Annotated in this window: 8 protein-coding genes; all 8 read right to left on the reverse strand. The window is 39.2% G+C overall.

What is annotated here, in order from left to right; all coding sequences use genetic code 11:
• Positions 1 to 41 precede the first annotated feature (41 nt).
• Positions 42 to 7,148 (reverse strand): T9SS outer membrane translocon Sov/SprA, encoded by a 7,107-nt coding sequence (gene sov / locus BUA71_RS09840; protein ID WP_139277085.1) that lies wholly within the window; start codon positions 7,146 to 7,148, stop codon positions 42 to 44.
• Positions 7,149 to 7,212: 64 nt separating this feature from the next.
• Positions 7,213 to 7,794 carry a Holliday junction branch migration protein RuvA gene (ruvA, locus tag BUA71_RS09845; protein WP_072879240.1) on the reverse strand — a complete coding sequence of 194 codons (582 nt, stop codon included), beginning with the start codon at positions 7,792 to 7,794 and terminating at the stop codon, positions 7,213 to 7,215.
• A gap of 321 nt (positions 7,795 to 8,115) precedes the next feature.
• Entirely contained in the window at positions 8,116 to 10,398 is a 2,283-nt protein-coding gene (locus BUA71_RS09850) for an NADP-dependent malic enzyme (protein WP_072879252.1), read from the reverse strand.
• Between the two features lie 108 nt (positions 10,399 to 10,506).
• The gene (locus BUA71_RS09855; protein ID WP_072879254.1) at positions 10,507 to 11,127 is read right to left on the reverse strand and encodes a hypothetical protein; all 621 of its coding nucleotides are present in this window, start codon (positions 11,125 to 11,127) and stop codon (positions 10,507 to 10,509) included.
• Positions 11,111 to 11,605 carry an RNA polymerase sigma factor gene (locus BUA71_RS09860; protein ID WP_072879256.1) on the reverse strand — a complete coding sequence of 165 codons (495 nt, stop codon included), beginning with the start codon at positions 11,603 to 11,605 and terminating at the stop codon, positions 11,111 to 11,113. The genes BUA71_RS09855 and BUA71_RS09860 overlap by 17 nt, the downstream gene beginning before the upstream one ends.
• 45 nt (positions 11,606 to 11,650) lie before the next feature.
• The gene (gene queG, locus BUA71_RS09865; protein WP_139277084.1) at positions 11,651 to 12,577 is read right to left on the reverse strand and encodes a tRNA epoxyqueuosine(34) reductase QueG; all 927 of its coding nucleotides are present in this window, start codon (positions 12,575 to 12,577) and stop codon (positions 11,651 to 11,653) included.
• 2 nt (positions 12,578 to 12,579) lie between these two features.
• Entirely contained in the window at positions 12,580 to 13,896 is a 1,317-nt protein-coding gene (locus tag BUA71_RS09870; RefSeq protein WP_072879260.1) for a cytochrome P450, read from the reverse strand.
• Between the two features lie 49 nt (positions 13,897 to 13,945).
• Positions 13,946 to 14,968: a Holliday junction branch migration DNA helicase RuvB gene (gene ruvB, locus BUA71_RS09875; RefSeq protein WP_072879262.1), complete on the reverse strand. Its 1,023-nt coding sequence runs from the start codon at positions 14,966 to 14,968 to the stop codon at positions 13,946 to 13,948.
• Positions 14,969 to 15,110 lie beyond the last annotated feature (142 nt).

A 15,110-nucleotide genomic window follows, 5' to 3' on the forward strand; every position in this document is an offset into this window, starting at 1 on the left:
CAAAGTTAATTTTTTAAATCAATACTTCAAACAAGCCCTCACTAATTTCCAAAATTATAACGCAAGGTTATTCCAGACCTAATAGTTGTTTGTGGAAATGCCGTAGAAACAGCATATTCAGAGAAGTTGTGTTCGTAGTAAAAAATAGCGGTAAGATTATTGGAAATCGCATAATCTGTTTTAAAATTAATGCGCCAAATATCCTGTCCCGATACCACCTGGCTTGTTTCCAAATCTAAATATCTAATGATACTTTTATTTCTTCGGAAGGAAACATCGGCCTTAAAATTAAGATCACTGCTTAAAATGCGATTGGTCCCTCCCAGCCCGGTAGCAATTCTTAAATCTTTAATTCGGTAGCCGGCTCCAAAAATATATTCATTCCCTGTAGTTTCGGTTAACAGGTTATTATCAAAACTCAAAGAAAGCATTCTGTCTTTTCTCACTTCGGCTAAAAGCTGAATGGCATTTTTTGTTTCTAAATCTACCCGAAATAAGGGCGTAAACAATTCGGTGAGCACTACATTAGAATAGAGCATTGGATTTTTAAAATCCCCGGCCTGGTTGGTTTCAAATTTATTTTCAGGGTCATAATCTAAATTAGTTTGAAATTGGTTGATGGTATAATTAGACTGATACCCGTGATTTATGGAAATCCTTCTAAACTTATCCCTAAACCAACCAATGCGCATCAAACCGGTATATTTCACATCCCAATTAGGAAGCGGCGCATCTCTAAAAGCCCCAAGCTTAATCTTTCCTGGATCTTTCCCTGCATAAGCCGAATAAAATGCCGGCAATAATACTGCCTGGCTTGTTTTGCCAAGTCCTTTTGGATAACCATCCTCATCGGTATCGCCAGGATCTAAACCGTGTTTTCTTGCTAGACGGCGGGCAATCTCTAACCTATTTGCTCTAAAAGTTTCAAAAGTTTTGGAAGATTCCTCAGTAGACTGGTTAAATGCGGTTTTAATTAAAATGGTAGAAATATTAAAATTACCATAATTGTAAGGCGTTAACGCCTCGTATTGCATGGAGCTTTGATCTACCCGATAATTTTCAGAATAATTTTCAGAATAATTTCTATTGGCGTTAAGTTCTATAGTTAGATCTGGTAAGGTAGCCAAAGAAGCTTTAAAATCGAGTTGTTCATTTTTCAAGGTAGAATACTGCTGATTAAAATTTTGGTAGGTAGTTAACCATCCACGTCTTGCGGCCATATAACGCACCTCATCCTGCAATCCAAAAATAAATGCAGTACTTGGTTTTAAGGTTCCCATAAACCCAATACCACGCGTATATCCCGGTAGGAAGGTGCCTTCATTCTGCCGATAATTTACCTGAACCCTACTCACAATTGTCGCAATATCTACCAGCGTATTATGGCCCTTGCTCGTTTTCTTTACAGGGGCTTTGGTAGTTTCTTCCACCTCTGGATCCTTATTAGCATCTAAAGTTGGCACTCCCACACTTCTTTGCTTAATAGTTTGCCCGGTTTTATTGGTTTTCTTCTCCAAACCAAGGTAGGAATACAGCCGCTCCATATCTAAGTTGGCATTAATTTGATGAGAGCTGGAGTTTTGCACGCTGTTTCCAATATCTGGGACGTCTTCCAAATTATCGTAAATTTTAGAACCTCTGCGCCACTGGAAATCCCCGGTATAGGAATAGGTAGCTTTAATAAAGTCTAAGACAGGAATTTTATTAAATGGCAGCTCATAATTTACCTGTAGGTTTTGAAAGTGAACATCTGGCTCCCCTATGCTAAAAAAGTTATCCCAAATCCCAATGTTATTATCGGCAAAACCACGTTCGTCAATATAATTCCTTACAATTCTATTATTGGAAGCATTAAAATTAAAGCTAAGAGAATTGGTAAGGTTGTAATTTATCCCGTATTCCCAATTGAAAAGATAATTACGCTGATACAGTATTGGCAAGCTTATATCTTCTTCGCTAAGCTCTGTAGATCTAAACTTCTGCTGAGTGTACTGCCGTAAAATATTAGAACTTGCATTGATATTAGAGGGTAACAAATTAATATTAAAATCACGCACCAAAGAATAATAATCACTACTATCTAAAGCCGAAATATTCTTAAATGGCTCTACTTTTTTAGGCTCAAAATTAAATTCATAGGTAGCGCCCACCCGCACATTCTGGTCTAAAGCCTCTTCAATTTCAAAATCCCGATGATCTACCTGGTTATAGGAGGTGGTGAACACAAAATTCTCAATATCATAAGGCATGGGCTTTGCCTTACCGGTACGCTCTTTTCTAAGACCAATTAAGTTAAAGCTCTGCCGCTTGGTATAAGATTGGGATTGCCTTTTCACCCGCTCCTTTTCTGCAGGATCTACAATGTCTGCCAGCCTGGTATCCAATTCTAAATCTAAATATTCCTGGTCGTATTTTGGCGTAATTAGCTCCTCTCCCCTACTGTAATTAAATGGAATTTTTACACCCCATTTCTTCGGAAGTAATTGCCCGGCGTTAATATTGGTAACGACATCATACTGTTGGGAATTCTCCCTGCTTCTTTGATTTGGCCCCTGTTCTATGGTACCAAAACCAACCGTACTTTTTCTTCCGGTGGCTGCAACGGTAGCGAAATCGGCTAAATTGGTATCCATATTAATAATTGTAGCCCAACCACCTTCATTATCGAGGTCTGAAAGCCTTAACTCGTTAAACCAAACCTCTCCACAAATATCCTGAACCCCGTTAGTAGGCGTTCCATTTTTCACTCCTAACATTAGCATGCGCACGTTCCCGAAGCTTGGATTCCCTTTTATTCCAAGCCGCAATTGTCCCATTTCATAAGACTCCTCTTCATCTATGACCTCTAAATTCTCGGTAAAGAAGTTAAGATTTCCGGCATTAAGGGAAGGATCACCCAGCACGCTGGTTTTAACCCTTTGTAATAGTTCTAAAGGCAATTCCATTTTATTGACTTCCGGCCATATTTCTTCAGCCGTTTGCGCTCCAAAACTGGTTGGCGTCAACGGAATTTCCACCTGATAATAATTATCTGAAAAATCTGTTCCTATTCTTAGAAAAGCAACTAACTGCTCATCTTTTAGCGGCGATTTCCCCTGAAGTCCTTCAGCGTGAAGAAACATTTCCAAATTTTTGTATTGCCTCATATCAATTTGGAAATTCTTATAAACGGCCCTGGCATCTTGCGGCACTAAATCACAAACGCGCAATGACAGAGATTGTTCGTTCTGTCTTACATTGGTGTTATTTTCATAAAGCTCTTCTCTAAACACACCGGGAGGCAAAACATAAGGAATTGGCTCCCTGTTTTCATTTTCCTCAATATTTACGGCAGAAACTTCAAATAAAGTATTTTGGTTTTCAGGAATATTACCTTTATCCCGAAGGTTACGGGTATAACGACGATAATCGCCACGCACCAACTCCATAGTACCAAATCGCAGCAACGTCTCATCTTTAAAATCTGATAGAAACATTCGCATAAATCTAATAGACCTATAATCTGCAATACCGCCTTTAGCATCTGTAGGCTCGTAGATTGGCACTTTAAATTGCACCCATCGCACCGGGATCTCCTGCCCGTTTCGCATAGTTACCTGCGACTTTTTCTCATCGGTAATATATTGGTTATTGTTCACATCCATCCCGGGATAGAAAGGAATTTCATATTCAAAATAACTATCTATTGTGTTCATGGTATTGTCCCGGTTCACATCTTCAGCCGTAGGCAGGGTGGTGTTTCCTCTATTAGTATCTCCAACTTCGGTGGGAGAGTTGCCATCAATACCATTATAATTCCTATAACGACTAACAATGTCTCCTTCAGCGTCTAAAAAATATTGATAATTATCTGCGGCAGGATCAGGAAGACCAGCGAAATTTGGGAATTTCACAGCTTCTTCAGCATCAGAAAGTCCATCGTAACCAACATCTTGATTTATACGTTGCTGCCCTTCAGAATCAAAAGCATACACCAGGGATTGATCTGCCGGCACCTTTGCTAATTCGGTAGCAATAGTATTTTGAGCACCACCATCTTTAGGCAGGCCGTTTTCATATTGCTTGCGGCCGTCTTTTACCACATCTTCAGAAATATTCCCTAAATTAAAATTGATACTTCCTCCAGATTTTCCCGCATTTTCCTCATAAATATAAGGATCCATCACCCAAAACTCTATAAACTCCACATTACTTTGTTCGAAATTTGTAGTGTTTACTCCCCGCATCATTCCGCCAAAACTTTCCCCGGGATTAGGTAAAGAATTATTGCTCGCGGCAGGATTAAAATTATAAGGCCCACGTTCTTCGGGATAATAAGAAACATCCATCGTATAAATCACCTGAGCCTGACCTTGAGCAACGTCGGTATTTGGAAAAATTTCATTTAAGGAAACCCTCCTGGTGGCATAACTGGAAATATCATTTTCTGAAATTCCCGAAGGTCTATTTCTACTGTAAAAAATAGGATCTATAGTGTACCAGGACATTTTCGCCCGCTTATTTCCTACATTGATATTACCATTGGCCAACTCCCCACCGTAACCAAGTGGCACACTACTCAACTCCCAGCTAAGCGGAGAATTGATATCTATGGAAGTTTGCGCAGCTTCAAAATCGTCTATATACGTGGTTGCTTTTCCTTCAAAATCATTTACTGCCGGAGAACCGGGCTGCAAATAGGCAAATTCCCCGGTAACCGAGAAATTTGAAGGAACATCGGTATCTATATTGGGGAGTTTATTGACCAATCTTGTAAAAAACGGGACCTCGGTAGAATAATTAAGGTTAAAACCAAAGATGGAATTGTTAATGGGCTCGTAGCTATAATTGGCTTTTTGGGTGAGTGGTTTTTCCCTAAGATTTAAATAAGTAGCGCCTACTAAAAAGTTTTCATTAAATTGATGTTCTACATTTAAGCCTGTAAAACGCTTGGTTTGCTGCCCAAATAAAGCATTGTTTTCTGTATTTACCTGGATAGGAATATCAGATGCCAGCAAAGCTTCGTCTATAATTTGCACCCGCCCCAATTCATAGTTTACTACATAATCCACACCTTCCTGCAGGACTCTCCCCCCCGCCGTCACGGTAACCGAACCCGGCGGCAGGTTAAAACCAATGCGGATACCATCTACTTCCCCAGAAGTATATCTTCCTTTTAGCTGAAACTTATTTTTATCGGCATCTTCCTGTTCCGCTTGTGTTTTTGTAGTACGGTAAAGTGACCTAAACACATATTTTTCCTGATTGGCATTCCATGTTTCAGGATTATCATAATCTTCTACCCCGGCATTGGGATTATTATCCAACTCGTCGAACAAATGTTTTCCAAAAGGTTCTACGGAAGTAAAAATTATATTCCCATTTTCGGGATCAATGGTCAAACCGGGTACAAAATCGAAAAAACCGTCCCCACCGTTTATAGGATCGTTATTGGTATTTAAATTATCCAGGTTAAAAACACGAAGCAACGGAGTTTCGGCTACGTCTTCCGGAAGCGGCACAGCACCATCGTTAGTCGGTTTAATGTAATTTAAGGGCTGCGGATCTGTATATAGAATATTCATTCTAAAATCTTCCCGCTCTAATTGATAAGCGCCAAGATTATAGATGTTTTTCATCATAAGGTCCCACACCGGTTCCTCTACATTGGTGATGGTACTTTTTAGCATTTTCACCACCAGGTTTTTGTTTACCCTTAGATTGGTGTTGGGATCCTGTCCTGGATTGGGAGTTGGATTAGCATCCCCGGTGGCATTTACACCGTCATTCGCAAACTCTCCTACCTGGTAAACTTTTCCGTTTACGGTATATTGAAAGGCAACCGCCAAAATCTCGTCATTACTTAATCGCTGGTTTAATGAAATATAACCCAATTCTGAATTTAGGTTATATTCGTTGGGTTGCAGTTGCCGCGCATTTTCCAACTTCACATAATCCAGCCCTTCAGAAACCTGCACTCCGCCAAAACCATTTTCTACGGTGGCTACATCCCTAATCGCCGGGGTTAGTACAGATTGCGCACTACCGGTAATTCCAAAAGGGTTAAAATCGTTATTCGCATTATCTGGAAAAGCACCGGCAGGTTCATTAAAAAATCCGGCAGGAACATTTTTTAGCCCTATATTTCCTTCGGCATTTGCTTCCCCCAAATCCTGAATCCCCACAATATTCCTGGTATCGGTAAGGTTTTGCACATTATTCGTGCGATTAGTTACCCATACCTGCACCCGTTTTATTTGAATATTGGAGTTTATAAAAGGATAATCTTTTAGCGCTTCATCATAATGATCCCTAAAATAATGTGCCAGAAAGAAGTGACGGTCCTGATCGTAATCTAAAGCAAAACGTTCAAAATCTTCAACCGTAGAACCACCTTCCACATTCACCGTTCTTCGTTCTGATTTTTGTTCAGAAAAAACTCCGGTGATGCGGGTTTTCCCAAATTGCAATTCGGTTTTAAAACCAAACAAACTTTGAGCCCCCTGCATTAAGGCATTATTTAGCGGCATATTTACGTTCCCTACTTCAATTTTTCTAATTATATCATCTTCGGTGGGCGTGTATTCCAGTTTTAATTGATTCTGAAAATCGAAAGTAGATTCGGTATCATAGTTTGCGGTAATCTGAAGTCGTTTTCCAACCCTTCCCAGCAAACTCAAACTGATACGCTGATCGAAATCGAAAGTAAGGTTACTCCTGTTTTTTGGAGAATAAGCGGGATTATCCTGTTTGGTATAAAGTAAACCAAGGTCCATTTCTACAGATCCCTGCGGAACAATATTAATTTCTGTCCCTCCAAAAATGCTTTGAAAGAAGTCATTATTTACATAAAAATCTGGTAATAAATCCCGTTGAATTTCATCTGCGCCTTCTTTTCTACCTTCCAGCGCATCGGTTTTTAACTTAAAATAATCCCGCATAGATTCTTCCATGACGAGATCTTCATATTGTTTTGGCGTTAAAATTAGTGGAATAGTTAGATCTAAATCCCCAAGTTTCTCGCGATATATATAGCGGTTTAGAACAGGGTCGTATTCGTACTTAGAGGAAATTAATTGTGAATCTGGCAAAGAAATTTCTCCCAACTCATAGCCGGTTTGTGTAGTATCTTGCGGAGTCTCCTGTGCTGTAGAACTCAATGAAAGCATCAAAGAAAACAACAAGGTGAGCCTAACCGAAGTTGACAATTTCAGGTAATTTTGCCTCAAAGTCTTACAAGTTTTTAAGCGCCTGTTTTATAATAGATTCTACGGAAGGATTTACCGAATCTTTAACAATCTTATCTACCACCCGGGTCGCTTGCTTGCTGGCAAAACCCAAAGTCTCTAATGCAGATAACGCTTCTTCTTTAATTGTATTGTCTTGAGGAACAAAAATCTCATCTTCCCCATATACTTTTAAAATCTTATCCTTTAGATCTAAAATTACCCGCTGGGCTGTTTTGGCACCAATTCCTTTTACACTTTTTATCGTAGCAACATCTTCGTGTGCAATAGCTTCCTTTACCTGGTTGGGTTCTAAGGAAGAAAGCATGGTTCTCGCAGTGCTGGTTCCCACCCCTGAAACAGAAATTAATAATCTGAAAATTTCCCTCTCAGATTTCTGGAAAAAACCATACAAGGTATGCGCATCCTCCTTAATCTGTAAATGGGTATAAAGCGTAATATCCTCTGCATCTGGAAGTAATGAAAAAGTGTGAAGGGAAATATTTACCATATACCCAACTCCACCGCAAGAAATGACTACATAGGTAGGGTTTTTCTCAACTAATTGACCCTTTAGATGATGAATCATAAAATTGTAACTTAAGACTTCAAATGTAATGAAATATACTAAGCTAAGTCGTTAATATATCGGTTTGTAGCGTTCTCGTATATTTTTTTATAGAATTGAGGCAATTTAAGCGAATGTTTAAGCCCAAAATTAGTTTTGGGCTTAATACCAATTTAACGCTATAATGACGCATTAAAGCTCGTTCATTTTCTGCTCTATTTCCTTGCTCATAATTTCCATAGCTATGGCTATGCAAACCAATCGCAGCGTCATAGAACAAAAAAGCAACTTCGCTTTATTTGCGACTTTACAAAGTTAAATTGGTATAAACAAGCTCAAATCTTATTTAGCCCGCTTCTGCTTTTCCTGAGCATCTACTACCGTTACCGCGGTCATATTTACAATTTCTTCAACGCTCGCACCAAGTTGAAGAATATGTGCCGGTTTACGCATACCCATTAGAATAGGCCCGATAGAATCTACATCATTCAACTCTTTTATAAGCTTATACGTACTGTTTGCTGAATCCAGGTTTGGATAGATTAATGTATTTACTTTTCTCCCGGCTAGCTTAGAGAAAGGAAATTTACTTTGCAACATTTCTTTATTTAATGCAAAGTCACTTTGCAATTCTCCATCAACATTTAAATCTGGGCACATACGATGTAAATAAGAAACGGCATCTTTTACTTTGGTCGCGCGTGGATCGTCTGAAGAACCAAAATTGGCATAAGAAATCATTGCCACTACTGGTTCTATTCCAAATAATTTAACCGTTTTGGCTGTCATTTGAGCAATTTTAGCAAGATCTTTTGCAGGTGGATCTATATTTATTGAAGTATCGCTAATAAATAGCGGTCCCCGCGAAGTGTTCATAATATTAGTAGCTGCAACCCTATTAATTCCCCTTGCCATTCCAATAAGTTCTAACATAGGTTTTATTACAGTAGGATATGCACGGGAATAACCGGAAAGCAATCCGTCGGCATCCCCTTCATTTACCATCATGGCGGCAAAATAGTTGCGCTCCCGCATTAATTTTTCGGCATCATAAAGCGTTACTCCACTACGATTCCTGGTTTTCCAATATACCTGGGCATAAGCTTTTCTATGCTTTTCTTCTTCATCAGATTTGGGATCTATAATTTTCACATCTTCAGTGAAATCTATTTCGGCCATCAATTCTTTAATTACCTCGCGACGACCAAGTAAGATAGGGACAGCAATCCCCTCATCTGATGCTATTTGCGCCGCTTTGAGTACATCTAAATGATCTGCTTCGGCAAACACGATTCGCTTGGGATTAAGTTTTGCCCGGTTTAACAACAAACGGGTAATCTTATTATCACTACCCATACGCTCTAAGAGTTCATCCTCATATTTCTCCCAATCTGTGATTGGTTGTCTCGCTACGCCACTATCCATAGCAGCCTGCGCTACAGCCGGTGGCACTTTCGCAATTAACCGGGGATCAAAAGGCTTTGGAATTATATAATCTGCACCAAAATTAAGCCTGGTTTCCCCATAGGCAACATTTACCTGCTCTGGTACTGCTTCTTTTGCCAATGCAGCAAGCGCTTTTACCGCTGCCATTTTCATCTCTTCGTTAATTTTGGTAGCCCTAACATCTAAAGCACCACGAAAAATAAATGGGAACCCCAGTACATTATTCACCTGGTTAGGGTAATCACTTCTCCCGGTGGCCATAATAATATCTTTGCGGGTATCCATGGCGAGTTGATAATCGATCTCTGGGTTAGGATTGGCCATGGCAAATACTATTGGTCGTTTTGCCATACTCTTTAGCATTTTTGGCGAAACAATATCGGCAATAGAAAGCCCCACAAAAACATCGGCGTTTTTCATGGCTTCTTCAAGGGTGTCTATTTTTCGGGAAGTTGCAAATTCACTTTTCTGTTCAGAAAGATTAGGACGGTCTTTTCTAATCACACCCTTGCTATCTAGCATCACAATATTCTCTTCTTTTGCTCCAAAAGCTTTATACAGTTTTGTACAGGAAACTGCAGCTGCACCTGCCCCGCTTATCACAATTTTTGCTTTTTCAATCTTCTTTTTGGCAATTTCCAAAGCATTTAATAAAGCTGCTGCAGAAATTATGGCTGTGCCGTGTTGATCGTCATGCATCACCGGAATATCCAACTCTTCTTTAAGGCGTTGTTCAATTTCAAAAGCTTCCGGAGCTTTAATATCCTCAAGATTAATGCCTCCAAAAGTTGGAGCAATATTTTTTACCGTGTCTATAAACTTCTCGACATCTTTAGTATCTACTTCAATATCAAAAACATCTATATCGGCGAAAATTTTAAAGAGTAAACCTTTTCCTTCCATTACCGGTTTGGAAGCTTCTGGACCAATATCGCCCAGTCCCAGCACAGCAGTTCCGTTAGAAATTACCGCCACAAGGTTTCCCTTAGTGGTATATTTATAAGCATTTTCTTTATCCTTTTCAATCTCCAGGCAGGGATCTGCAACACCTGGGGAATAAGCCAGGGAAAGATCCCTTTGGGTGGCATATTTTTTTGTTGGTTTCACCTCAATTTTTCCCGGTTTTGGCTTTGCGTGGTAAACCAAGGCTTCTCTTCTCTTTCTCGGATTATTGCTCATATTCTATTTTTTTCGGCTTCTTTACAAAGGTAGGAAGCTTTACTTTTTTCCTGTATATAATTTCAAATTACTTTATAACCAATATACACAGCAAAAATTCAATTCCAATTATTTTCCAAAGCTATTTTTCATCAATTCTTCCATATCTTCAATAGTACTTTCCAATCTTTCAAGGAGTCTCGCATACATCATACGTGTACTAAGACGATAACTTAGAACACCAAGCAGCAACAAAACCAGGGTCATTCCCACAACAATAAGGATTTCTATCCCCAAAGCAAGTTCTTTAAAATTGGTCATGACTTTAGTTCCATCAAAAAATATCCAGTAAGCAGGAATGATAGCTATGGGCAGACCTATTCCCAAAAGCCAGGTAGTTTTGGTAGTGATATTTTTAATTTGATTCCGGTAGGTTATCAAATACTCGTAAGTATTGGTCTTAATATCGATAGCTTCCAGGTTTTTTAGTGTTTTTTTATTCAGAAAAAATAAAGCGGAAATTAGAACCACCACATATAACCCTAACAAAGCCTTTCCTATAAAAGCAAGAACTCCAAACATAATGAGCGCAACAGGAATCAAACTAAGATTATCCTTTTTTGACCTGTTTTTGATTTGCTGAATTACCAATTTAGATTTTCTTTTATACAGATTGGATATTACCGGCGCTGACAACTTTTCTTCAGCTTGAAATCCCTCTTTCCAAATATTTTCAATAGATCTTTCCATCAAGTAGTTCTTTTAGTTTTTTCTTAATTCGCGTAATTTTCACTCCAATATTATTTGCTGAAAGTCCCATTATTTCAGCAATTTCCCGATAAGAATTTTCTTCCAGATAAAGCAGGATTATTGCTCTATCCAGATCGGGTAATTGCTTTATGGCTTGATACAGCAATTGTAAAGATTCATTGGTAAAAGGATTTGCATCTGGCTGCAAGCTTCCTTCAACCTCGGGCAGTTCTACACTATTTTTTGAAACTTTTTTATCCGTTCTAAGCAGCGAAAGGCATACGTTTAGCGAAACACGGTAAACCCAGGTGGACCATTTGGAATTGCCTTTAAAATTATCCCTACCTTTCCATAATTGAAGGCAAATCTCCTGATAATAATCTTGAAAATCTTCTTCGGTGTCGGTATAGGCGCGGCAAATTTTAATGATGATGCCTGCATAGGGTAAAATAAACTGCGTATAGAAATCTTTACTCAAAGCTCCTTTTATCTGTTTAGTGACAGAAAAGTAAATTTATTACAGCTAATCTTTTAAAAAGTCGATATTTCGCCTTAAGCCCTGGAATTTAGTACGCTTTACGGCTGATTTTCTAAAGATTTCATTAAAAGTTTCGCGGGTAAGTTCCTCCCATCCCTTTCGGTCTTTCTCCAGTAATTCGGGATGTGGGTTAAATAAAGGTTCGTTATGTGGTTTGGAGAAGCGGTTCCAAGGACATACATCCTGGCAAATATCACAACCAAACATCCAGTCTTCAAACTGATTTTTATAAGAATTAGGCAATTCGTCTTTTAATTCTATGGTAAAGTAAGAAATACACCTGCTACCATCTACTTTATAAGGCTCTACAATGGCATCTGTAGGACAGGCATCGATGCAGGCGGTACAGCTTCCGCAGTGATCGGTCACCGGGGTGTCATATTCCAAATCTAGATCTACAATGAGTTCGGCAATAAAATAAAAGGAACCGGTTTGTTTAGAAAGCAGGTTAGAATGCTTCCCTATCCAGCCGAGCCCGCTTCTTGCTGCCCAGGCTTTATCCAAAACCGGAGCCGAATCTACAAAAGCGCGACCTTCTATATCCCCAATTTCATCTCGCATGGTATTAAGCAAGTCTTTCAGCTTGTCTTTTATCACAAAATGGTAGTCGCGACCGTAAGCATATTTACTTACTTGATAAGTATCTTCCCGTTGTTTTTCTTGCGGATAATAATTGAGCAACAATGATATTACACTCTTAGAACCGGGCACCAATTTGGTGGGATCTAAACGCTTATCGAAGTAATTCTCGAGATAATGCATTTCGCCCTGCCAGTTTTTATTTAAATAAGCTTCCAGCCTGGGTGCTTCCTCTTCCAAAAATTCTGCTTTAGAAATTCCACAAGACAAAAACCCGAGACGTTTCGCTTCGGTTTTAATAAGGTTGGTGTATTTGGCCTTGTTTTCGTACAAAATTAACGTGGTATAAACTTTAAAAAAGCGTTTTTAGGCTTCAGGGTAATGAGTGGTTTTAACTGAATAGCATCAGATTTTATTTCAATTTGAAACCTGCTAATCACTTCTGCAATAGTGAGGATCATTTCAAACATAGCAAAATTATTTCCTATACATTTCCTGGGACCGGCACCAAAAGGAAAATAATTGGACGAGTGATTTTCTTTTCCGGAGAACCTATTTGGATCAAATTTTTCTGGATCTTTCCAATAATCTTTATGACGATGAATTTCAAAGCAGGACATCAAGATACTCGAATTCTTCGGAAAACTAATGCCTTTAAATTCATCGGGTTCAACATTTACCCGGTCTATAAAATAGGCCGGCGGGTACAACCTCATAGATTCCTCAATCACTTGTTGGGAGAAGCTACAGGACATCACAAACTCCATAGGCTCCAAATCTTGTTTTTTGGCAGCATTAACTTCTTCCAAAATTCTTATTTGATATTCGGGATGTTGCGCCAATAACTGGCAGGTAAAAGTAAGTGCATTAGAAGTAGTTTCGTGGCCGGCAGTAAAGAGAATAAGAATTTCATCTATAAGCTGCTTTTGTTCCATAGGCTTGCCATCTTCATAGCGCGCTTCCAGGAGCATATCGAGCAAATCGTCGTGCTTTTTTCCGGTTTGTTTTCGCTCTGCTACCATATTTGCTAAAATATCCCTGGCCTCGCGGGTAAGTTTGAGATGCGTTTTTATGCTTCCGCCTAAATAAAACCACCAACGCTTAAAAGGCTGGCGCAATTCTTTAACCAACATCTTTTGTGCGGCTTCGGTTATATATTGCAGTCGGTTTATTTCCTTCTTGTTTGCCGCACTGCTAAACAAGGATTTAACCACCGTTTGAAATGCCAAGTCGTTAAATATTGGAAAAACATCTATTTTCTGGTTTGGCTGAATTCGATCTATCTCAATGTCTATGGCTTTTTGAATGGTATCCATTAAACCGGAAAGGTATGATTTATGAAAAGCCGGCTGAATAAGTTTTCGCTGTTTAGCCCAATGTGCCCCTTGCGCAGTTAACAGCCCGTGACCTACATATTTAGCCAAATGCCGGGTTTGAATTTCGGATTTCTGATAATTTTTTTGATTTTTCTGAAGTACATATTCGGCAAGTTCTGCATCCCGGGTAAAGATGATCTTTTTGCCAAAGCCAAGGTGCACTTGAAAAATATCACCGTATTTCATAAAATTCTCGTGATGAAACGGCAACGGATTTTTAAGGATCCTATTGGCATTTTTAAGAAAACCGAAGGTGGAAACTGTGGGGATGCTCATAATTCAAAATATTTTATTCCTTCCCATACTGGAGGTTAAGAGGAGCTTTTTAAAATAATCCCCCCTGGGTATTTCCTTTTACCCGCCCCAAATGCTTATAAGCCGCTTCCGTAACTTCACGACCACGCGGAGTTCTGTAAATAAAACCCTGCTGAATTAAAAAAGGCTCATACACTTCTTCAATAGTTTCAGCACTTTCACTTACCGCGGTAGATAGCGTGGTAATTCCTACGGGACCACCTTTAAATTTATCAATTATGGTTTCTAAAATTTTATTATCCATTTCATCTAAGCCGTGCGCATCTACATTGAGGGCTTTTAAACCATATTTAGCAATTTCGAGGTCTATTTTTCCATTTCCTTTTATTTGGGCAAAATCCCGAACCCGCCGTAATAACGCATTGGCAATCCTTGGCGTACCACGACTTCTACCCGCAATTTCTATGGCGGCATCTAAACCAATTGGCACCCTAAGAATATCTGAACTTCGCTGTACAATGTCTGAAAGTAATTCGGTAGTGTAATATTGCAACCTACTGGAAATACCAAAACGCGCTCGCATAGGAGCAGTTAGCAAACCTGAACGGGTTGTAGCACCGATAAGAGTAAATGGATTTAGATTAATTTGAACCGTTCTTGCATTAGGACCACTTTCTATCATAATGTCGATACGATAATCTTCCATAGCCGAATAAAGGTATTCTTCTACCACCGGGCTAAGCCTGTGAATTTCGTCTATAAACAAAATATCCCTTTCTTCCAGGTTGGTAAGTAAACCGGCAAGATCGCCGGGTTTATCTAACACCGGCCCGGAGGTTATCTTTATCCCAACCCCAAGTTCATTAGCTAGAATATGCGCCAGGGTAGTTTTCCCAAGCCCGGGAGGGCCGTGAAAAAGGGTATGGTCTAAGGCTTCTTCCCGTTGGTTGGCAGCTTGTACAAAAACCTTTAGATTTTCCAACACTTGATCCTGTCCCGCAAAATCATCAAAACTTAAGGGGCGTAATGCCCTTTCGATATCTACTTCTTCTGGCGTAAAATTCTCGCCGGTGGGATCGAGGTTTTCATTCATAAGTTTTGTTTTTTATATAACTAAAACACCTGTAAAGATAGGCAAAAGAAGGAAAATTAATGATGGATCATTAATAACGATAAAATATACACAAAATTACAAACAAAAAACCTCTTCGTGTTGGAAGAGGTTTTAGTTGTTC

Source organism: Salegentibacter echinorum (assembly GCF_900129445.1).
GTDB lineage: Bacteria > Bacteroidota > Bacteroidia > Flavobacteriales > Flavobacteriaceae > Salegentibacter > Salegentibacter echinorum.

Coding starts and splice junctions, on each gene's coding strand:
- ruvA (WP_072879240.1), bottom strand. CDS start 7,794: ATGATTCATCATCTAAAGGGTCAATTAGTTGAGAAAAACCCTACCTAT.
- sov (WP_139277085.1), bottom strand. CDS start 7,148: ATGCTTTCATTGAGTTCTACAGCACAGGAGACTCCGCAAGATACTACA.
- BUA71_RS09850 (WP_072879252.1), bottom strand. CDS start 10,398: ATGAGCAATAATCCGAGAAAGAGAAGAGAAGCCTTGGTTTACCACGCA.
- BUA71_RS09870 (WP_072879260.1), bottom strand. CDS start 13,896: ATGAGCATCCCCACAGTTTCCACCTTCGGTTTTCTTAAAAATGCCAAT.
- BUA71_RS09855 (WP_072879254.1), bottom strand. CDS start 11,127: ATGGAAAGATCTATTGAAAATATTTGGAAAGAGGGATTTCAAGCTGAA.
- ruvB (WP_072879262.1), bottom strand. CDS start 14,968: ATGAATGAAAACCTCGATCCCACCGGCGAGAATTTTACGCCAGAAGAA.